The following is a 21849-nucleotide window of genomic DNA, read 5'->3' on the forward strand; positions in this document are numbered from 1 at the left end:
CTGAAGAAAACTGCACCTGTGGCGAGGGAGCTTGCTCCCGCTGGGTTGCGTAAGCAGCCCCAATCCCTCTAATCGCGATCTGTCTGAAACACCGCATGCGCGGGTAATACGACGGCTTCGCCGCCGAGCGGGAGCAAGCTCCCTCGCCACAGGGGAAGTGGGAGCTTTAGAGCCAGCAGGCGTTCCAAAGCGGGTAATCGCCAATCCGCTCCACCAATCCTGCTCGTAGCGGATTAGCAATGATGTAACGGGCGAGGGGTTTCAAGTCTTTACCATCACGGATGGCGCGGTCGTGATAGCCTGTTTGCCAAAACGCGCCTTTTCGGTTCAGGGCGCGATTAATCGACAATGTGCTGCGGGATTTCACCGCTTGCATCAGACGTTCAATATGCATTTCTTCCAGCTGGACCAACCAATGTAAGTGGTCAGGCATCACCACCCAGGCTATCGAATCGACCCATCGCTGGTCATGAGCTCGCCTGAGTTCCGCTATCAACAAACGCCCCATCTGCCAATCGCTGAATATTCTGCGGCGCTGATGCACCACAGTAGTTATGAGATAAGCACGTCCTAACTCCGAACAACGCCCTCGGCGGAGCCGATGTGAATTTGGGGGTTTACGCATTCCGTTGCGTCCTTTGCGAGTTCAATCCTTATTCACGCTAGTCGCAGCATTCAAGAATTGGGTCTGCGATGGCTGTACGAAATTTCCGAAAATTTGCAGATGTCGCCTTCTCTGTGGCGAGGGAGCTTGCTCCCGCTGGGTTGCGTAAGCAGCCCCAATCCCTGTATTCGCAATTTGTCTGAAGCACCGCGTGCGCGGTAATACGACGGCTTCGCCGCCGAGCGGGAGCAAGCTCCCTCGCCACAGGGGAATAGACAGCCAAGCACATCGAAACAGCTGTGCTAGAGCTATCACCTACGCAATACCACCAACACAGGGGCATGACGGTGCACCAATGCTGTGCAATACTCGCCGGCCTTTTTAGTGGGGAAAAATCCTACGGAGTCCAGGTAATGCCTCTCCGTAAACCGGCGGAATGCCGAGATTTCCCGCTGAATGTTGTTGCTTATAGAGTGAAAAGCCCTGTCACAAGCTTTTTATACTGCACGCCCCGCTGATCTTGCAGGTCGGGACCTGCGAGACGCGTTTGCCCACGAGGCCGGCGCGGTTTCGGGAAGTTCAGGCCTATCGGTCGACGCTTCGCCACTCGGTGGTCATATCCAATAACAAGACGAGGTTGTATCCCTATGCCAGTCGGCAATCACCTGCCCCATGGCGAGACCGCTCACGGCGGTCCGCTCAAACGCGAACTCGGTGAACGGCATATCCGCCTGATGGCGCTCGGCGCCTGTATCGGTGTCGGCCTGTTCCTGGGTTCGGCCAAGGCCATTGAAATGGCCGGTCCGGCGATCATGCTCTCCTACATTCTCGGCGGCCTGGCGATCCTGGTGATCATGCGCGCCCTCGGCGAGATGGCCGTGCACAACCCGGTGGCCGGTTCGTTCAGCCGCTATGCCCAGGACTACCTCGGCCCGCTCGCGGGCTTTCTCACCGGCTGGAACTACTGGTTCCTGTGGCTGGTGACCTGCGTCGCGGAAATCACGGCGGTCGCCGTGTACATGGGCATCTGGTTCCCCGATGTGCCGCGCTGGATCTGGGCCCTGGCGGCGCTGGTCAGCATGGGTTCGATCAACCTGATCGCGGTAAAGGCCTTCGGTGAATTCGAGTTCTGGTTCGCCCTGATCAAGATCGTCACCATCATCGCCATGGTCATCGGCGGCGTCGGCATCATTGCCTTCGGGTTCGGCAACGACGGCGTGGCGCTGGGGATTTCCAACCTGTGGGCCCATGGCGGCTTCATGCCCAACGGCGTGACCGGTGTACTGATGTCTCTGCAAATGGTCATGTTCGCCTACCTCGGTGTCGAGATGATCGGCCTGACCGCCGGTGAAGCGAAGAACCCGCAGAAGACCATTCCCGATGCAATCGGCTCGGTGTTCTGGCGCATTCTGCTGTTCTACGTGGGCGCGTTGTTTGTGATCCTGTCGATCTACCCGTGGAACGAAATCGGCACTCAAGGCAGCCCGTTCGTGATGACCTTCGAGCGTCTGGGCATCAAGACCGCTGCCGGCATCATCAACTTCGTGGTGATCACGGCGGCACTGTCGTCGTGCAACGGCGGCATCTTCAGCACCGGGCGCATGCTCTACAGCCTGGCGCAGAACGGTCAGGCCCCGGCCGGTTTCGCCAAGACTTCCAACGGCGTGCCACGCCGGGCACTGCTTCTGTCGATTTTCGCGCTGCTGATCGGTGTGCTGCTCAACTACCTGGTGCCGGAGAAAGTCTTCGTCTGGGTGACGTCGATTGCCACCTTCGGCGCGATCTGGACCTGGGTCATGATCCTGCTGGCGCAACTGAAATTCCGCAAAGGTTTGAGCGCCAGCGAACGTGCCGGCCTGAAATACAAAATGTGGCTGTACCCGGTCAGCTCTTATTTCGCGCTGGCGTTCCTGGTGCTGGTGGTCGGTCTGATGGCGTACTTCCCGGACACCCGCGTGGCACTGTACGTGGGGCCGGCGTTCCTGGTGCTGCTGACGGTGTTGTTCTACGTGTTCAAGTTGCAACCGAGCGGTGCGTCCCAGGGCGCGGTGCGTTCGGCGTCGTAAATGAGCCACTGCTGAAACCTGAAAGCCCCGGTCGATTGGCCGGGGCTTTTGCGTTTCAGAGACCTTAATGCATCGCTCTGACTGTTAGTTCTAACAGTAGACCAGGTTCTAAAAATGGGATTAGCGTGTTGGATATCTGCTGCCATACACACAGGAAGTCTGTATGCAATCCTCCAACAAGGAAATGAAGAGTGCCGCACTGGAGGCACGAGGGTTGTGGGCCGTGGCCTTGTTGATTCTGATCCTGGCGACTGTCGTTCGTTTAAATGACATCAACCTCCCGTATTTCTGGACGGATGAAGCCTTCAGCGCGTTGATCAGTGTTCAGTCTCCCGCAGCGATCCTGTTTCACACAGGGCACGATGTTCATCCACCTCTTTATTATTTGCTGCTCCATATCTGGATCCAGGTTTTTGGCGACAGTGTGCTGGCACTTCGCACCATGAGCGCGGTATCAGGTGTGTTGGCTGTGGCATTGGGAATGTGGTTGATGTGTTTGATCGGTACGGCGCGGCAAGCGCTCCTGGCAGGCCTGTTCATGGCATTGCTGCCGATCTCTGTGCGTTACAGCCAGGAGGTTCGGATGTATTCGTTGGAAGCGGTCTGGTTGCTGGGGGCAACTATTGCGCTGGTGTATTGGCTCAGAAGTGCTCGGGACCGCTACCTGTTAGGTTACATACTGCTGCTGATTTCTGCATTGCTTACTCACTATCTGGCGATTCTGTGTGTAGGGGCGCATTTCATTTACCTCGTCGCCCTGAGGTTTCAGGGTGATAAAACATTACATGTGCTCTCTCGGGCGAGGATCTGGGGCGCCTGGCTGATTACCGCAATGGCCTGCGTTCCCTGGCTGATGGTCCTGGCAGATGAAGTGATCGTACACAATGAGGCCTTCAGGGCCGGCGGTGAAATCTTCTGGATTCCCGATCCGACCATGTACACCTTGCCATCGGCTATCTGGCGGTTTTTAACGTTGCGCAGCCACACCGAACTCTTCACGCCGGTTTATCTGTTGCTCCCGGTGCTGGTCGTGATGTCGTCATTGTGGGTGGTATTCGCGGATCGCAGTCGGCTGCGAGTCGGCCAGCTAGTTTTTCTCTACAGCTTTTTTCCCGTCCTTGCGGCGTTCCTGGTGTCGTTCAAATTGTCGATTTTCGTTGAACGTTACATGGCTTTTGCGGCGATTGGTCTGATGATGCTGCTCGCCATGACGGTAGAAAGGCTCGTCAGCCGAAACCCGATTTCGGGAGGTGCTGTGGTGGTGGTGATTCTCGGTCTTGAATGCCTCGGCCTGAGTATCGTGTACACCCAACAGGACGATCTGGATGACCCACGCAATGCCACGCTGCATCCATTGGATCAAGTCGTTGCCAGTATCAACGAGCGGTCGATCCCCGGTGATTCGATCATCGTCAATAACGGGTACTGGTATTACAGCGTTGCCTATTACAGCCGGCTCGGTCTCCAGCCATTGTTGTATGAGCCACCGTGGGACAACTCTCATGCAAATCGTCCCAATGGCTATGGCTCTTCCACCCTGATCTATCGGGACCGCGACAGACTGTTTCTTGAAGATCTGTCCACATTACCTGCCTCCGTAAAGAGAGTGTGGTGGGTGTCTTCCGGGCCTTCATCAGGCTTCGACAAGCGCATACCCGAAAGTTGGCAGTGTCTGCTGGTAGAAGACGCTGGCGAGATGAAACTGCATCTGTATGCCATCCAGGCTCCAGACTCTGCTCGACGGGGCGTGACGGACAACCGCTGTCCAAGGTCGGGGGAAAATGGCCTGGCTCTTGACCGTCAGTCTGAAACACCCTGATGTCGACAACTCCGTCGTGACAGCAAACTCCAATTTTTAGGCAATCCATGGTCCCCGGGATTGCATGGAGTTCTGTGTAGATGTGAGCAGAGGCGTCGACATGAGGGCGAGTGCATTTTTCGATCGAGAGCTAAGTCAGCGTCAGGTCGTACTGTTTTTCCTGTTCGCCACGACGCTGTACATCCTGCCGCTGCTCCTCGCCGACTTCCCCTACATCGACGACAACTGGCGCACTTTGGCTGCCGGCAACGTGTGGGCCGGGCAGGGGCGCTTGTTCATGGACTGGCTGTATAAAGCGCTGACGTTCACTGGCGCTGCGCCGAACATTTCTCCACTGACGATGTTACTCGCCACGCTGGCCATGTCACTGGCTCTGACCCGAATGACCTTTCACTATTTTCCCGAACCGACCCTGGCCTGTTGTCTGGTGCCTTTGCCGCTCTGGTACAACCCGTTCCTGTTGCAGAACCTGTCCTATCAATACGACGGAGCCGGCATGGCGCTGAGCCTGGTCGCTGTGATTTATGCGATCACGTTTGGCGGCACTTCCCGGATACAACGATGGTTGGTGGCTTCGGTGTTGCTGGCGCTGGCGATCGGGCTGTATCAGATCAGCCTCAATGTGTTTCTCGGGCTGTGCTGTGTGGAATTGCTCAGGGCTGTTCATCTGCGCCTGCCTTGGGCAGAGCTCTGGAGGCTGGCGGGCTGGAAGCTGGCGCAACTGGTGCTGGGTATTTCGATCTACGCAGTCACGGCCTATCCGTTCACGGATTCAACACGCACCGAATTGCTCGACTTCAGTGCTTATCCACTGCTGCAGATCGGCATCAATCTTGGCCGGGTCATGGAGAAGGTGGCGCTGCTGTTTCACAGTGGCTACACGGCAGTGTTCGTCGTGTTACTTTTTTGTGCATTGTTCGGTGGTGTGCGGATGGGACGGCAGATTCGCCTGTGCCGGGAACCACCCGCAAAGGGCCTGCTCCTGAGCGTTGGCTGCCTGCTGACCTTGCCACTGCTTGTGCTGCTGGTGCCGGGAATGACACTGTTGTTTCGCGACTTCAACGAAGGTGCGCGAACCCTGATGGGGTTCGGCGTGCTGTTGATGTTGCTGTTCTATCTGGCCTCTATCGAATTGAAGTCGCTGCACTCGCGGCTGCCCCTGTTGTTGGCGATTCCGCTTCTGGCCACGCTGTCGCTGTCCTTCGCTTACGGGCGGGTACTGACGATGGAAAAAACCTTCGCCAGCAGCGCTCTCTACAGCCTCAGTCACGACATTTCTTCCCATCGCGAATTGCGCGACGCCAAGCGGATTTACATGTCGGTCACTTACTCCGACCGCTGGCTGGCGAGTGCGACGGGCACATTCAAACAGTTACCGGTACTGCGCTATTTGCTGAACATCGACTACTTCATCCTCGCGGAAAATCTGCCGTCGGCAGGCATCACCAACGTGGTCGCCGAACGCGAACGGCGTAACGCCACGCGCGTTGGTTATCAGGGTTTTCCTGCGTTGGTGGACAGCCTGTATTACCGGATTTACCTGATTGGCGATTACGGTTTCATCGTCATGAAGGAACCGCCTCACGGCAGGTTGCTGCAGTGGTAACCCTGACCGTCCGTCGCAATCCACCCCGCACCTGTAATTTCTGACAGTAGACCACTCAAGCGCCTTGCCCTAGCTTCGAAAGTCAGCCGGACCAAGCCATGGCAAGGAACCGTAATGAAAGGATTTCCTGCGCTGACAGTGATTGGCATCGCTGATGCACTTATCCACTGGCAGATTTTTTTCGTCCTGTGCAGCGCCATCGGGTTGACCCAGGCAGCCAGTAACTTCGCCGCATTCTGCGTGGCGGCGGCGTTCTCGTTTTACGTGAATATGCTCTACACCTTCGACAGCAAGACGCCGGTATTCGGCTACTTGCTGTTTGTTGGTCTGATGGGGGGCGCGAGTTTTGGTATCGGCAGGATTGCCGATGCGCGTGACTGGAATGGTCTGCTGACGGTCACGGTGTTTACCGCACTGAACCTGGTGTTGGGGTACTGCTTTTTCCGGTTTGTGCTGTTCTGGAGAAAACAGACATGAAACCGTTGCTGACAACTTCTTTTTCTACCAAACCTCAGACATCCGTGATGATCGACCGGCTTGCGCTGATGGCGGTTTTGCTGCTCGCAATGTCCTTGCGTTTCTACGCTTTGGAACGCCCGTTTTTCTGGCTGGATGAGGCATTCAGCCTACGTCTTGGTTCCATGTCGGTTGACCAGATCTGGTACTACACAGGTCGTGATGTCCACCCTCCCTTTTATTATTACGTTTTGCATGTCTGGTTTTTGATATGGGGTGATAGTCCATACGCTGCGCGTGCACTGAGTGCCGTTGCGGGGAGTATGGCCGTTATTTGTAGTGTCTATGTTGTAGGAGCTATAGCCGGGCCGAGAGCCGGTATTGTATGTGGCCTACTCACTGCATTTTTGCCCATCGCTATTCGTTATAGTCAAGAAGCCAGAATGTACGCGCTTCTCTCATTTTTATTACTTGCATCCTTGCTGGCGCTGACAGCGTGGGTCACTAATCCAGATCGTAAAAAATATCTCTTTTGGTATGTTTTTTTCTCGGTACTGGCGATATATACGCATTATTTTGCTGCGTTGGCGATTGCATCAAGCTGGGTGTATCTGTTTTTTTTGAGTGTCAGAAGCACTCGTGGGCATAAATACGTCCTGCATCCTCTATGGTGGTGGGCAAATCTTTTTATTGCCATATCGTATGTTCCTTGGGCTTTTAGTCTTCTGCACCTGCTATCAACGGTTAATCTTATCGGCCAGAATGGCCTGTTCGCTTGGATAGCCCCCGTGTCCTATCAAACGATTCCGTCATTATTTTGGGCCTTTTTCACGCTGCAGAACGTGCACGTAAGTGATGTTCTGGGTTGTTGGCTATTGACGTTTTTAGTTCTGTCGCTGTCTTGGTTTGTTGTTTATCGGGATAAGAACCAATTTTCGCTTTGCATGCTGGTCGTATCGTACCTATGGACGCCCATGATTGTTGCTATGAGTATTTCATTTGTGGTTCCCATGATAACGATTCGCTATCTGGCCTTTTGCTCAATGGCGGTGCCGATGATAGTTGCTGTTGCAATAGCTTGTTCGAACTGGCGTTATATGGTGGCTGTTTTGGCTTTGATGTTGTTGGTAGAGGTTCCGGGTGTCTTGAGTGTTTATCAACAAGTAGATGACTTGAATTATTCACGTTCTCCGCAGGATTTCCCAATGGAAAAGTTGGGTAGGAAGTTGAAAAGTTCCATTGCCTCGGGGGATAAGATAGTCGTTGAAGGAACACTCTGGTATTACTCCTTGGAGGCGTATGGTTTTTCTGATCGGCAACCGATGTTATTTGAGCGAAGCTGGGTACATGACACTGCCTCTCGCCCGACAGGCTTCGGTTTTCTTTCGTTACTCGATCCTGTACGTGATGAGGTTTTTTTGTTCAGCCTGAGCAAGCTTTCAAATGAATCACAAAGGGTTTGGTGGGTTAGCGGCCATTCGGGCTCAAACATGGATGAAAGTATCGAGTTTCCGAACAACTGGGTTCAGAAAGGTAGATGGGACTTCGGCAACCTTAATCTGCGGCTTTTCAATATATTCGCATCGTCAAATGAAAAGCGTCAGCCTTCAATTATGGCTGACGCTATTCAGTAATCTACGCAGCAGCCACTTCCTGCGCCTCAAAACTGTCCGCCCGCGCCATCTGCCACATCCGCGAATAAAACTCGCCATTCACTTCTCCGGTGAGCAATTCCCCCGGTTTCAGAAACACATGCAGCTGCGAGAACAGCTTGATCTCGGTCGCCGACATACGCCGCACCAGGTGCTTGGCCGACAGTTGCGACGGATGCTCGAGGCCGGCGGCGGCGAGCATTTCTGCCAGTGCCTTGAGCGTGTTGCGGTGGAAGTTGTAGACGCGCTGGGCCTTGTCCGGGACGACGAGGGCGCGTTGACGCAGGGCATCCTGGGTGGCGACGCCGGTCGGGCATTTGTTGGTGTGGCAGCTTTGCGACTGGATGCAGCCGATGGCGAACATGAAGCCGCGCGCCGAGTTGGCCCAGTCGGCGCCGATGGCCAGCACGCTGGCGATGTCGAAGGCGCTGACGATCTTGCCGCTGGCGCCGAGTTTGATCTTGTCGCGCAGGTTCAGGCCGACCAGGGTGTTGTGCACGAACAGCAGGCCTTCGCGCATCGGCACGCCGATGTGGTCGGTGAATTCGACCGGCGCGGCGCCGGTACCGCCTTCCTTGCCGTCGACCACGATAAAGTCCGGCAGGATGCCGGTTTCCAGCATGGCCTTGGCGATGCCCATGAATTCCCACGGATGCCCGAGGCAGAACTTGAAACCCACCGGTTTGCCGCCGGACAGCTCACGCAGTTGCTGGATGAACTGCATCATTTCGATCGGCGTGGAAAACGCGCTGTGGCGTGACGGCGAAACGCAGTCTTCGCCCATCAGGATGCCGCGGGTGTCGGCGATTTCCTGGGTAACTTTGTGCTTGGGCAAGATCCCGCCGTGGCCGGGTTTGGCGCCCTGGCTCATCTTGATTTCGATCATCCGCACCTGCGGATTCTGCGCCTGGGCGGCGAAGCGTTCCGGGTCGAAACGGCCATCGCTGGTACGGCAGCCGAAATAACCGCTGCCCAGTTCCCAGGTCAAGTCGCCGCCGTGTTCGCGGTGATACGGGCTGATGCTGCCTTCGCCGGTGTCGTGGGCGAAGTTGCCGAGTTTGGCGCCCTGGTTCAACGCGCGGATGGCGTTGGCGCTGAGCGAGCCGAAGCTCATGGCCGAAATGTTGAACACCGACGCCGAATACGGCTGCGTGCATTGCGGGCCGCCGACGGTGACGCGGAAACTGCTCGGGTCGCTCAATGGCGCCGGGCGCATCGAGTGGCCGATGAATTCGAAGCCCGATTGATAGACGTCGATCAACGTGCCGAAGGGTTTGTCGGCGGTTTCGTTCTTCGCCCGCGAATAGACCAGCGAGCGCTGGGCGCGGGAGAAGGGCAGGGCGTCGCTGTCGGATTCAAGCAGGTACTGACGGATCTCCGGGCGGATGCCTTCGACCAGATAGCGGATGTTGCCCAGGATCGGGTAGTTGCGGCGCACCGCGTGCGGGCTCTGCAGCAGGTCGAACAGACCGAGCAGGCTCAGCACGCCGGTGACGGCGGTGATCGGCCACAGCCAGTCGTGTTCGAGAAAGGGCAGGCTGGCGAGGGTGAAGATCACGCAGACGGCAAAGAAGGCGTAGCGGCTCAGGAGTGACAGGCTCATACGGTTTCCTTGGTTCGGACTCAATGATTACCCATGGCGCGCAGACTGGCTTGTTCTTGTGGCGAGGGAGCTTGCTCCCGCTGGGTTGCGCAGCAGCCCCAAACCTGGCCATCACGGTCTGTCTGATGCATCGCGTGTCCAGGTTTTGCGACTGCTGCGCAGTCGAGCGGGAGCAAGCTCCCTCGCCACAAGGAATTCCAAGCTTCAGATGTCTCCTGCATGCCAAGGCTTTTCAGGCGTTCTGCGCCTGGAGAAAAATCGAAAACAGCTCCGACTGGGATTTGATCCCCAGCTTGCTGTACATGTGTTTCTTATGGACTTTCACGGTTTCGACGGAGATTTCCAGCTTACGGGCGATTTCTTTACTGGAGCAACCGCTGAGCATCAAACGCCCGACATCCAGCTCCCGGGCAGTCAGTTGCGCACCCTTGAGTTGCTGCACCGACGCTTCCAGTTGCACCCGCCAGTCGGCCGGTGCAGGCGCGGCAGCGAGGGCCACGGTTTCGTTGATTTCGTACGGCAGGCGCTGGCGCAACAGACCCAGCACCCACGGCTGGATCAATGACAGCAAAGCGATCTGTTCGCCAGTGAAACGTTGTTCACTGCCCAGCGACAGGCACAGCGTGCGTTCGCCTTCGAGCTGGCAATTGAACTGGATTTCGTCGGCGACCACATTCAGACGAAAGTATCGCTGGTAATACTCGGTCAGCTCGAAATGCTCCGGCGCCACCTCCGACAGGCGATACAGCCCGGTGCGCGACTGCTCGCGGCAGGCGATGTAGAACGGATCAAGCAGATACAAACCGCGCAGATAATCCTGAAACAGCGGGTCGGGACTGCCGTCCTCGGCGGGGCATTCGGCGAACACTTGCGGGTGCTGATCGGCACTGAACAGCAACACCACCCAGCTATCGAACGCCACGTACTGGTCGAGCAGACGCACCAGTTGTGCCCAGAAATTCGGCTTGTCCAGTGCGTCGATCAACTGCCCGACGGCGCGGTGCCAAGTGATGTCATCAAACGAAACGGTCATGAATCTACCCCTATCGGGTTACCCCGGCCGCGTGATTCCCTGCCGGTTGCTTGCTGCGCATACTGGCCCACAGACAGCCACCGGGCAATCTTTCAGCGCCCGGCCCTGACCACAAGGACTCGCAATGAAAGTCGAACTCGCCCAACTGGCGGGCCGTGACAATGGCACCGCATACAACCTCGAACGCGCCCTCGCGGCGATTGCCGCGTGCGGTGCCGACACGCAACTGATCGTATTCCCGGAAACCCACCTGATGGGCTTCCCGACGGCTGACACCGTGGCACAGATCGCCGAGCCGCTGGATGGCCCGACCGTCCGCGCGGTGCTGGCCGCTGCCCGCGAGCGCAACCTCGCCGTGGTGATCGGCATGGCTGAGAACGACAACGGTCGCTTCTACAACACCACGTTGCTGATCACCCCCGAAGGCATCGCCCTCAAATACCGCAAGACCCACCTCTGGGCGTCGGATCGCGGCGTGTTCGAGGCCGGCGACCGCTACGCCACCTGCGAGTGGAACGGTGTGCGCGTCGGCCTGCTGATCTGCTACGACATCGAGTTCCCGGAGTCCGCCCGCGCGTTGGCGCAACTGGGCGCCGAGTTGCTGATCGTGACCAACGGCAACATGGACCCGTACGCCCCGACTCACCGCACCGCGATCATGGCCCGTGCTCAGGAAAATCAGGCGTTTGCGCTGATGGTCAATCGCGTTGAGGCCGGGGATGACGGCTTGATGTTTGCCGGCGGCAGTGCGCTGGTCGATCCGCTGGGGACGTTGCTGTTCGAGGCGGGGCGCGAAGAAGGGACGTTCAGCGTCGAGCTGGATTTCGACCGGTTGCAGGTCGCGCGCCAGGATTACCGCTATCTGGATGATCAGCGGTTGAAGCTGCCGGGGGAGGTGGTGGAGCACGCGTGCGGATTGCGTGAGTTGCTGATTCCTGCGCGCTGAAGATCAAAAGATCGCAGCCTTCGGCAGCTCCTACACCATTGCACTGCGTACTCCTGTAGGAGCTGCCGAAGGCTGCGATCTTTTATCGATTCATCTGACTCACCCAAAAAAACAAAGCCACACCCGAAACATTCGCCGAACTCGGCTCTGCCATAAATCCAATAACATTCGGAGTAAGTCGCCCATGGCTCGTTTGCAACGCACCCTGTCATTAGGGTCGGTGGTGCTGTTCGGCATCGCCTACATGACGCCGATCATTGTCCTCGGCACCTTTGGCATCCTCGCGCAATCCACCGCCGGCATGGTCCCGGCAGCGTACCTGGCAGCACTGGTGGCGATGTTCTTCACCGCTATGAGTTACGGGCGCATGGCCGCCGCGTTCCCGGTTGCCGGTTCCGCCTACAGCTACGTGCGCAAGGCGATCAGCCCCAGGCTCGGCTTCATCGCCGGTTGGGCGGTGTTGCTCGATTACCTGTTTCTGCCGATGGCGATCTGGCTGATCGGCGCGGCGTACCTTGCTTCGGCATTCCCGTCGATCCCGCAGTGGATCTGGGTACTGGCGTTCATCGGCATCACCAGCGCGATCAACATCGTTGGCCTGAAACTGGCCAACGGTATCAACGCCTTGCTGATGCTGGTGCAATTTCTGGTGCTGATCGCCTTCGTCGCGCTGTGTGTGCACTACGTCGGCGGTGATGCGCGCACGCCGTTGTGGTCGATCAAACCGTTCTTCAACGGTGACATGCAAATGCCGCTGATCATGAGCGGCGCGGCGATTGCCTGTTATTCGTTCCTCGGCTTCGACGCGGTCAGTACGCTGACCGAAGAAACCCGCGACCCACGCCGCACCATTCCACGGGCGATCATGTTGATCACCTTGATCGGCGGGCTGATCTTCGTCGGCGTGTCGTACTTCGTGCAGATTGCCCACCCGTCATTCCAGTTCGACAGCGTCGACTCGGCGGCCTATGAAATCGCACGCAACATCGGCGGCGACCTGTTCGTCTCGATCTTCCTCATCGGCCTGATCGTCGGCCAGTTCGCTTCGGGGCTGTCGGCTCAGGCCAGCGGTTCGCGCTTGCTGTTTGCCATGGGGCGCGATGGCGTGTTGCCCAAGTCGTTTTTCGGCACCTTGCATGCGCGCTTCGGCACGCCGGTCAACAGCATCCTGCTGTGTGCGGTCGTGGCGTTGCTGGCACTGAAACTCGATGTGACCACGTCAACCTCGTTCATCAACTTCGGTGCGTTCCTGGCGTTCAGCCTGGTCAACCTGTCGGTGATTTTTCATTACTGGATCGGTGGCGAGAAAAAAGGCCCGCGTGAGCTGGTGCTGTTTCTGGTCTTCCCGTTCATCGGGCTGCTGGCGGACGTGTGGCTGATGGTCAGCCTTGATCATCTGGCGGTGTATCTGGGCTTGAGCTGGCTGACGATTGGCGTGGTGTATCTGGCGGTGCTCACTGGCGGCTTTCGGCGGCAGCCGCCGGAGATGGATTTTCAGGAAGCGACCTGAGGCGCCTCAGGCCGCGGGCCGGCTCTGACGCATCGGCAACTCGACGCGGAAGGTCGTGCCCACCCCCGGTTCGCTGCGGACTGAAATATCACCACCGTGTTTTTTGACAATGCCGTAGGACAGGGACAGGCCCAGCCCGGTGCCCTGGCCAACCGGTTTGGTGGTGAAAAACGGATCGAAGATTTTCTGCAGGATGTCCGGCGCAATCCCGGCGCCGGTGTCCTCGACTTCCACCCAGGCCGTGTCCTGCTGTTGCCCGGTGCGCAAGGTGATGGTGCCGCGCTCGGGGCCCATGGCCTGAGCCGCGTTGACCACCAGGTTCATGATCACCTGATTGATTTGTGACGGCAGGCACTCGATGTCCGGCAGCGGCTGATACTCCTTGATCAGGTCAGCCTTGTACTTGAGTTCGCTGGCGACAATATTCAGGGTCGACTCGATGCCTTGCTGCAGATTCGCCCACTGCCATTGCTGATGGGTATCGACCCGGGAGAAATCCTTCAGATCCTTGACGATCTGTCCGACCCGGCCAATGCCTTCCTTGGATTCGCGGATCAGTACCGGAATGTCTTCGAGCAGAAAATCCAGATCGGCGTCTTTGCGCAGCTGCTCAAGCCGGGCCACGGATTCGCTGTCTGGCGTGGCGCCCAGCGTCTGCCAGGCATCGAGTACGCTGAGCAACTGATTGAAGTAGCCGTCGAGGGTGCCGAGGTTGGAGGAGATGAAGCCGATCGGGTTGTTGATTTCATGGGCCACGCCAGCCGCCATTTGCCCCAGTGAAGCGAGCTTTTCCGACTGCACCAGCTGACTTTCCAGTTGCTTGCGTTCATCGATTTCGCGCTGCAGAGCTTCGCTGGCCTGCTTGAACTGGGCGGTGCGCTGATCGACCAGATGTTCCAGGTGATGCATCTGCAAGGAAGCGCGTTCGGTCATCTGCCATTTGGTCAGCAGGGTGTTGGCCATTTGTTGCACTTCAATGTTGTCGAACGGCTTTTTCAGAATCAGTAATCGGTCATGCGCCTGCAGCCGTTCGAGCAGTTCATCCCAGGAGTAATCCGAGTAGGCTGTGCAGACCACCACCTGCAACAGCGGATCCTGTTGCCAAAGGTGTTCGATGGTTTTCGCGCCGTCCCAGCCGTCGGGCATGCGCATGTCGACGAAGGCCAGTGCGTAGGGGCGTTGTTCGTGCAAGGCCTGCATCAGTTTGCCCAGGCCTTCCTCGCCGCCGTAGGCCGAGTCCAGCTCGAACGGCGGACGTTCGGCGCGCACCTGTGCACCAAACAACGCCGCCTCCATCTCGTCCAGTTCCACTGACTGCGCCGCCGGTGGCGCGAGAATCTTGCGGAAGTCTTCATGAATCGACGGCATGTCGTCGATCAGCAGAATACGGCGGTTCGACAGCTCGCTCATGCGTTCTCCGTGACGCTGATCAGGGGAATCTGCAAGGTGAACAGCGCACCTTTGCCCGGTCCGTCGCTGTGCGCGGTGAGGTGCCCGTTCATCTCGATGGCCGCCAGGGCGCAGCTGTGCAGACCGAAGCCGTGGCCTTCCTTGCGGGTGGTGAAGCCGTGGGCAAAGATCCGCGTCATGTTTTCCGGCGCAATGCCTTCGCCATCGTCCTTGACGCTGATTTCGAGGAAGCTGTCATCGACGATTTTTACCGCCAGCGTCATGGTGCGAGGGCGGTTGCTGAGGTCGGACATGGCGTATTTGGCGTTGCTGATGAGGTTGATCAGGATCAGCAGCAAACGGTGTTTATCGCCCATCACCTGCGGCACCTCGGCATACTCTCTGACCACCGTGACGTGGTGTCGGGTCAGCGCTCCGGCGTTCATGCGCAAGGCGTCTTCGAGCAATTCATTGATGAACAGCGGTTCAGTCATGCTGTTGGCGCCGGCGTAGGACTGCTGGGTGGCGACGATGTCCTTGATGTGATCGACGCTTTTGTTCATCTGGTTCAGTTCGTCGACCATTTCCTGCTGTTCCTGGGCAATCGCACCCACCAGCTGATTGAGGTAACCGGGAAGCAATTTGCCCTTGGGGTCTTCGCACAGAAAGGCGCCGAGGTCATGCGGGTGTTCGTTGATCAACTGCATGGCCTTGCCCAGGCCCTGGGTCTTGCTGTTGCGCAGCTTGCGCGTGATCAGGTCGCTGGAGATGTTCACGCTGTTGAGCACGTTGCCGACGTTGTGCAGCACGTTGGTGGCGATTTCCGCCATGCCGGCCTGACGCGCCGCGTCGAGCAGTTCGCTCTGGGCGTCCCTGAGTTCGCGGGTGCGTTCCTCGACCCGTTGCTCCAGGGCATCGTTGGCCGTTTGCAGGGCCGTGTTGACCCGATTGATCTCGGCGAAACTGCCGATCAGGCGGATCGCCAGCCACACCAGCGAGAGCATCAGCAACACCGAAAACAGCAGCAGGTAGAAGTGGTATTGGCGGTCGACCCGATCGGCGCGCTGTTGATCGCGATCGAGCAGGGTGGTGAGGGTGTCCAGGCGCTCGGCCACGGGAATGTTTTCGATGCTTTCGAGCAACTGATTGACCAGCGGCTGCTCGCGCGCGATCAGGCTGATGTGGTTGCTCATGATTTTGATCGGGGTTTCAAACGCCGGCGGCAGCCGTTGCGCATTGACCTTCAGTTTGTTCAGGCCGACCTCGATGTCGGCGGCCCTGTCGTCGGAAGTGACCTGGGCGAACTCCAGGGCACTGAGCAGCAGGTCGTAGGTGTCGGTGGTGATGTTTTGCAGCTGTAATTTATCCAGGTCCGACAGGTTGGCGAGTTGCTCCTGAATGTCGTCTTCGGCGGTGGGCAAAAAGGCCAGGGAATTGCGCAACAGTGCGTTGTGCGATTTGAACTGTTCGACCAGGCGGATCTTCTCCTGCATCGCCTGCAGAAAACCCTCGTGGGCGTCGTTCCATTGCGCCGAGTCGTTGCGGCCATGCCTGGCCTCGATCGCGTCGAAGCGCGCCCAGAGCCGGTTCATCTCGGTCATGGGTGACACCAGCGGATCATAATTGTGGGTGAGCGCCACTCGCGCCTTGAGGATCTCGTTTTCCCACAGCGAATTCTGCTGTTTGATCTGCCGGATCAGATCCCGCGACTCGGTATAGGTCATGGTCTGGTCGGAGCTGGACTTGAAGTACAGAAACAGCAGTATCGAAGCCAGCACCAGAGCGACCAGCGTGAGCAACAGCAGACTGCGCCGACGGGAGATGTTGATCATGGCTTGCCTTCCCTTTGGCCGGTCAGGGTCTCGAGAAACAGAATGATCAGCCGTTTGTCCTCTTCGGTCGGCGTGCGTCCCAACTGATACTGGAACATCACATCCACCGCCTTTTCGAGGGTGTCCGCCGAGCCGTCGTGAAAGTAGGGCGCGGTCAGCGCGACGTTGCGCAGGCTCGGCACTTTGAAAAATTCACGATCCGCTTCGTCCCGGGTGACGTTGAAGCGGCCTTGATCAGCCACGGTCGGGTTGCCGCGATCGGCAATGTAATCGCCGAACACGCCAAACTTCTGGAACATGTTGCCGCCGATGTTCACCCCTTGATGGCAGGCGATGCAGCCGTATTCCTTGAAGCGCTGGTAGCCGTACTTTTCCTCAAGGGTGAGGATGTCGGTGTTGCCCAACAGGTATTGATCGAAGCGCGAACCGGGCGTCAGCAAAGTACGTTCGAAACTGGCCAGCGCCTGCTGGACATTGGCCTGGGTCACGCCGTCCGGGTAGGTGGCGGCAAAGTCGCGACGGTAGTCGGGGTCGTTCGAGATCCGCTCGATAACCGTGCGCCAGTCGCTGCCCATTTCATGGGGACTGGTGATGACGACGTTGCTTTGTTCCTCCAGCGTTTCGACACGGCCGTCCCAGAACTGGCGGAAATTGAGGGCGGCGTTGAACACGGTCGGCGTGTTGACCGCCACCGGTTTACCGTCGAAGCCCAGCGACAGAGCGCGGCTGTCGGCACCGTTCTTGTCCAGTTGGTGGCAGCTGGCACAGGACAGCGTGTTGTTGATCGATAACCGTGGTTCATGGAACAGGCGCCGACCCAGTTCCACGCGGCGGACGTCCTGCTGCGGCACCGCGGGCAACGGTTTGAGCGGCTCGTCCAGCGGCTCGGCACTGGCCCCGGCGCAGAGCCCGCAGAGCAGCAACACGATGGCGTGGTGGAAAAGACTCATCGGCAATCGTCTCCCTGACTCAGGACCGTTTTCAGCGTGTTGATCAAATCGCCCACGGCGTGGGTTCGCTGCCGGCCAGCAAGCGCGCAAACGCGTCTGCCGGCAGGGCCTTGCTGAAAAAGTAGCCCTGACCTTCCTCGCAGTGATGCGCCTTGAGAAAGGCCAGTTGTTCGGCGGTTTCAATACCCTCGGCAATGACGTTCAGCCCCAGACTCTTGCCCAGATGGATGATGGCGCTCACCAGTGCGGCATCGTTGGGGTCGTTGCACAGGTTGCGAATGAACGACTGGTCGATCTTCAGCACATCGATGGGAAACCGCCGCAGGTAACTCAGGCTGGAATAGCCGGTGCCGAAGTCATCGATGGCCAGGCGCGTGCCCAGCGTTGTCAGGCGCTTGAGCGCGGTCATCGTCGCCTCGACGTTTTGCATCAGCACGCCTTCGGTGATTTCCAGCTCCAGGCAGTCTGGGGCCAGGCCCGTCTGCTCAAGCACGCGCTCGATGCCGGCGACGAAGTCACGCTGACGAAAATCGATCGGCGAAGTATTGACCGACATGCGGATCGGCGGCAGTCCGGCGACTTGCCAGTCGCGGGTCTGACGACAGGCCTCAGCCAGCACCCATTTGCTCAGCGGCACGATCAGACCGCTGTCCTCGGCCACCGGGATGAAGTCCGAAGGATAGACCCAGCCGTGTCCCGGTTTCTGCCAGCGTATCAGCGCTTCGGCACCGACCACTGTGGCCGTGCGCAAGTCGATTTTCGGTTGGTAGTGCAGGACGAATTCGTGCTCATGCAGCGCGCGGCGGATGCCCGACTCGATGCTGTGCTGTTCCCGGGCGTGCTGGTTCATGGCTTCGATGAAGAAGCCAATGGTGTCAGGGCCGTGCTCCTTGACGTTGCGCATCGCCGTCTCGGCTTTCTTGATCAGCTCGATGGCTTCGAGGCCGTCAGCGGGATAAACGCTGATGCCCAGACTGGCCGTGACGCTGACGTCGTGGCCAGCAATCGCTTGTGGCAGGCGAATGGCGGCCAGCAGTTTTTCCGCGAGGCCGTGGGTTTGCTGGGGATGGATGATGTCGCCAAGGATCACCACGAACTCGTCCGAGCCATAACGAAACACCGAGTCGGAATCACGTACGCAGGACAGCAGTTGCCGGGCGACCCGTTTGAGCATCTCGTCGCCCGCCGGATGGCCCAGTGCATTGTTGATGCGCTTGAAGCGATCCAGACCGAGGAACATCACCACCAGTTGCTTGTCATGGCGCCGGCACACCGCAATCGCCTGGCTCAGACGATCGCCCAGCAGGGTGCTGTTGGGCAGCTCCGTGAGGCTGTCGTATTGCAGCAGATGCGAGACTTTGAGCAATTCGTGCACCCGCGCCTCGATGGTCTGCTCGAGGCTGAGCATCTTCAGCGCCGCGTCCTGCGCCAGCTGCCACTTCCAGGTCAGCGCGTTGGCCATCTGGCGGATTTCCAGGCTGTCGAACGGCTTTTTCAGGATCAGCAACTGGTCGCCGAACTCCAGCCGTTCGGCCATCGCCTCCCAGCTGTAGTCGCTGTACGCGGTGCACAAGGCAATCTGCAGGTTCGGATCGACCCGCCATAATTGTTCGATGGTTTCCAGGCCATCCCAGCCGGGCGGCATGCGCATGTCGATGAAGGCGAGGGCATACGGGTTGCCGTTGACCAGCGATTGTTTGACCAGAGCCAGAGCTTCCTGGCCCTGATAAGCAGAGTCGAGCTGGAAGCTCAGGTGCGGCGTCTGCTGGGTGCCGAACAGCGTCTGTTCCAGTTGATTCAGATCGACGGCGTCCTGAACCTGTGGGGCAAGGATCTTGCGAAAGTCGTCGTGAATCGCCGGCGTGTCGTCGATGATCAGGATGCGCCGGTTGGTCTGGGGGAACGGCGTTTTCATCACTCGTCCTCCTTCGGTGCCGGGTGAGCACTGTCCTTGAGCAATTGCCCGGCCTGTTCGGCGTTGACCGCCGCGCTGAAATACAATCCGCGCGCGCTGGGCAGCGGGGCTGCGGCAGGTGGCGCGCACGGCTGATCCGGCGACGGCTGGCCTTCAGCGATGATGCCGATGTCCAGGTCCCGGGCGAAGTTGACGATGGCGCGCAAGGCGTTGGCACCGGCCACATCGTGAGCGGCATTGTCGATGACGCTCTGGGCCAGTTTGAGCTGATTGACCCGGTAGGTCTTCAGGTAATCGAACGAGGAATATTCGGTGCCGAAATCATCGATGGCGATGGTCACGCCCAGTTCACGCAGGCGCGGCAACGCGTCGTTGTGCGTCCACTTGGTCTGGGCCAGCGTGGCCTCGGTGACATCGAAGCGCAGGTCCCAGGGGGCGAGCTCCCATCGGGCGGTGGTGCGCAGCACGGTGTAGATCAGTTCCGGGCCGCTTTTGAGTTGCGCCAGGGAAATCTTGATCGCCATCACGGGCGGCGCCACCCCTTGATTACGCCACAGATGCATCTGATGGCAGGCGTGATCCAGCACCCAGCGTCCGAGCGGAATGATTGCGCCGGTTTTCTCCGCGATCGGCACAAAGTCCGCTGCCGGCAGCAGGCCGCGCCGGGGATGCTGCCAGAGGACTTGTGCCTCCATGCCCAGAATCCTGCCGCTGTGCAGATCAACTTCCGGTGCGTAATGCAGCCGCAGTTGATTGCCTTCAAGGGCGGTTATCAATTCGCTGACCAGGGTCATGCGCTCGGCCACTTCCCGTGAGATGTCCTCGGAGTGGAAGTGATACTGGTTGCGGCCCATTTCCTTGGCGCGGTACAGCGCCATGTCGGCCTGCCCGAGCAGGCTGTCGGCGTCGAGACTGAGCTCGCTGTAACTGCTGATGCCAATGCTCACCGAAATGTGCAGTGCATTGCCGGCCAGGTTATACGGCGCCAGCAACGCGTCGCGGATGTTGGCGGCCATCGCCGCCGACTGGGTCGGGTCACTGACGTCCAGTTGCAGGACCGCGAATTCATCGCCACCCAGACGCGCCACCACGTCGCTTTCGCGGACACCGGACTTGATGCGCCGGGCGACCTCCTGCAGCAGCAGATCGCCAACCGGGTGACCCAGCGTGTCATTGATCCGCTTGAAGTGGTCCAGATCCAGGTAAAACACCGCAAACGGCGTCGCGCCGCGTCGCGCAGCGGCAAACGCCTGGTGCAGGCGTTCGATCAGTGTGGCGCGATTGGCCAGGCCCGTCAGGCCATCGGAGCGGGCGAGCAAGGCCAGTTTGTCCTCGGCCTGGCGACGTTCAGTGATGTCGAGGATGATGCCTTCGACTTCCAGCAGACGGCCGTCCTGATCGCGTACCGGGATGTAGCGGTTCTCCACCCAGCGCCAGGTGCCCTGGCCGGTGCGCATGCGGAATTCGATGGACGCGCCCGACGCATGCCGATCCAGTACCCGGGCCATTGCCGCGTCGACGCTGGCCTGATCGTCCGGGTGAATCAGGACCTTCGCCCAGTCGGGCGAACCCACCAGGTCGGCGGCGACATGGCCGTAGCGGGTGATGTTGTGGGAGATATACATCAGCGCGAACGAGGGCTCGCCACGCAAGCGGTAAAGGATGGTCGGACTGTTCTGCACGATCACGTTGGCGTCCGACAGCTCCCGGGTCCGCTCCTGCACTGCGTGCTCCAGCAGGCTCATTTTCAGCTCGGCGTCTTTGGTCATTTGCCATTTGACCGTGAGGGCGCTGGCCATCTGCCGAATCTCGATCGCGTCGAAAGGCTTTTTCAGAATCAGGAGCCGGTCGTTCAGTGCCAGGCGTTGGTCGATGTCTTCCCAGGAGTAGTCGGAATAGGCCGTGCACAGTGCGACTTGCAGTTTGGGGTCGACTTGCCACAGCCGTTCGATGGTCTCCAGGCCATCCCAGCCTGGCGGCATGCGCATGTCGATGAAGGCCATGGCGTAGGGGCGGTTTTCAGCCAGCGCGGCTTTGAGTTTTTCCAGGGCTTCCTGGCCCTGAAAGGCCGAATCCAGCTCGAAGTGTGGGGTGTGCCGGACAGACGGGGTGCCGAACAACAGGTTCTCGGTTTCGCCCAGGCCATCGTCGCCGGGAACGACGGGGCTGAGAATCTTGGCAAAGTCGTCATGGATCGCCGGACTGTCGTCGACAATGAGCACGCGGCGATTGATCGGCGCGGTGGGCGGGTTCATGCCGCGCCCTCCTCGGGAAGGCGTGTTGTGATCATCCGGGGCATCCTTTTCCCTCGCCATTGCCTGTTTTGTAAGCCGATGGAGTTCTTTGCCGTGTACAGCATAGTCGGCCCCTCGGTACTGCGCTGGCGACGCCGGACGAAGATTTACGTGAATGCACTGAAAAATCATCTAGCCTTGGACTCAGGCGCGGGCCAGTGGGGCGGTCGGTCG

15 protein-coding genes are annotated in these 21849 nt (G+C 58.8%); 7 read left to right on the top strand and 8 right to left on the bottom strand.

Annotated features, from left to right (window positions below; all coding sequences use genetic code 11):
* Positions 1 to 166: 166 nt before the first annotated feature.
* Positions 167 to 625 carry a transposase gene (locus OC71_RS10385; protein WP_041068286.1) on the bottom strand — a complete coding sequence of 153 codons (459 nt, stop codon included), beginning with the start codon at positions 623 to 625 and terminating at the stop codon, positions 167 to 169.
* A gap of 626 nt (positions 626 to 1251) precedes the next feature.
* Here OC71_RS10385 and OC71_RS10390 point away from each other — a divergent pair.
* The 5 genes from OC71_RS10390 (at position 1252) to OC71_RS10410 (ending at position 8185) form a co-directional block, all read left to right on the top strand.
* Positions 1252 to 2670 (top strand): amino acid permease, encoded by a 1419-nt coding sequence (locus OC71_RS10390; RefSeq protein ID WP_041068288.1) that lies wholly within the window; start codon positions 1252 to 1254, stop codon positions 2668 to 2670.
* A gap of 163 nt (positions 2671 to 2833) precedes the next feature.
* Positions 2834 to 4489: a glycosyltransferase family 39 protein gene (locus OC71_RS10395; protein ID WP_052510591.1), complete on the top strand. Its 1656-nt coding sequence runs from the start codon at positions 2834 to 2836 to the stop codon at positions 4487 to 4489.
* Positions 4490 to 4589: 100 nt separating this feature from the next.
* Positions 4590 to 6095 (top strand): glucosyltransferase domain-containing protein, encoded by a 1506-nt coding sequence (locus OC71_RS10400; RefSeq protein ID WP_041068290.1) that lies wholly within the window; start codon positions 4590 to 4592, stop codon positions 6093 to 6095.
* A gap of 114 nt (positions 6096 to 6209) precedes the next feature.
* Positions 6210 to 6572: a GtrA family protein gene (locus OC71_RS10405; RefSeq protein ID WP_041068292.1), complete on the top strand. Its 363-nt coding sequence runs from the start codon at positions 6210 to 6212 to the stop codon at positions 6570 to 6572.
* A complete protein-coding gene (locus OC71_RS10410; protein WP_041068294.1) occupies positions 6569 to 8185 on the top strand; it encodes a glycosyltransferase family 39 protein in 1617 nt (538 codons plus the stop codon). The genes OC71_RS10405 and OC71_RS10410 overlap by 4 nt, the downstream gene beginning before the upstream one ends.
* Position 8186: 1 nt before the next feature.
* On the opposite strand, the gene OC71_RS10415 is transcribed toward OC71_RS10410, so the two are convergent.
* Both OC71_RS10415 and OC71_RS10420 read right to left on the bottom strand, forming a co-directional pair.
* Positions 8187 to 9806, bottom strand: a complete 1620-nt coding sequence (locus tag OC71_RS10415) for an FMN-binding glutamate synthase family protein (RefSeq protein WP_041068296.1) — start codon at positions 9804 to 9806, stop codon at positions 8187 to 8189.
* A 232-nt stretch (positions 9807 to 10038) separates the two neighbouring features.
* Positions 10039 to 10839 carry a LuxR C-terminal-related transcriptional regulator gene (locus tag OC71_RS10420; RefSeq protein WP_041068300.1) on the bottom strand — a complete coding sequence of 267 codons (801 nt, stop codon included), beginning with the start codon at positions 10837 to 10839 and terminating at the stop codon, positions 10039 to 10041.
* Between the two features lie 124 nt (positions 10840 to 10963).
* On the opposite strand from OC71_RS10420, the gene OC71_RS10425 reads away from it, so the two are divergent.
* Positions 10964 to 11785: a carbon-nitrogen hydrolase family protein gene (locus tag OC71_RS10425; protein ID WP_041068302.1), complete on the top strand. Its 822-nt coding sequence runs from the start codon at positions 10964 to 10966 to the stop codon at positions 11783 to 11785.
* Between the two features lie 184 nt (positions 11786 to 11969).
* Entirely contained in the window at positions 11970 to 13295 is a 1326-nt protein-coding gene (locus OC71_RS10430) for an APC family permease (protein WP_041068304.1), read from the top strand.
* Between the two features lie 6 nt (positions 13296 to 13301).
* On the opposite strand, the gene OC71_RS10435 is transcribed toward OC71_RS10430, so the two are convergent.
* From OC71_RS10435 to OC71_RS10455, 5 genes are read right to left on the bottom strand one after another with little or no spacing between them, the layout of a single operon-like run.
* Positions 13302 to 14705: an ATP-binding protein gene (locus OC71_RS10435; protein WP_041068306.1), complete on the bottom strand. Its 1404-nt coding sequence runs from the start codon at positions 14703 to 14705 to the stop codon at positions 13302 to 13304.
* On the bottom strand, positions 14702 to 16516 hold the full coding sequence (locus OC71_RS10440; RefSeq protein ID WP_041068308.1) for a DAHL domain-containing protein: 1815 nt from the start codon (positions 16514 to 16516) through the stop codon (positions 14702 to 14704). The genes OC71_RS10435 and OC71_RS10440 overlap by 4 nt, the downstream gene beginning before the upstream one ends.
* Positions 16513 to 17466 (bottom strand): cytochrome-c peroxidase, encoded by a 954-nt coding sequence (locus tag OC71_RS10445; protein ID WP_041068310.1) that lies wholly within the window; start codon positions 17464 to 17466, stop codon positions 16513 to 16515. The genes OC71_RS10440 and OC71_RS10445 overlap by 4 nt, the downstream gene beginning before the upstream one ends.
* Positions 17467 to 17509: 43 nt before the next feature.
* Complete coding sequence (locus tag OC71_RS10450; RefSeq protein ID WP_041068312.1) at positions 17510 to 19381, bottom strand: bifunctional diguanylate cyclase/phosphodiesterase; 1872 nt, start codon at positions 19379 to 19381, stop codon at positions 17510 to 17512.
* Positions 19381 to 21636: an EAL domain-containing protein gene (locus OC71_RS10455; protein ID WP_041068314.1), complete on the bottom strand. Its 2256-nt coding sequence runs from the start codon at positions 21634 to 21636 to the stop codon at positions 19381 to 19383. Before OC71_RS10455 ends, OC71_RS10450 begins: the two co-directional genes overlap by 1 nt.
* Positions 21637 to 21849: the final 213 nt, after the last annotated feature.

The sequence above is a fragment of the Pseudomonas sp. W15Feb9B genome (assembly GCF_000828175.1).
Classification (GTDB): domain Bacteria; phylum Pseudomonadota; class Gammaproteobacteria; order Pseudomonadales; family Pseudomonadaceae; genus Aquipseudomonas; species Aquipseudomonas parakoreensis.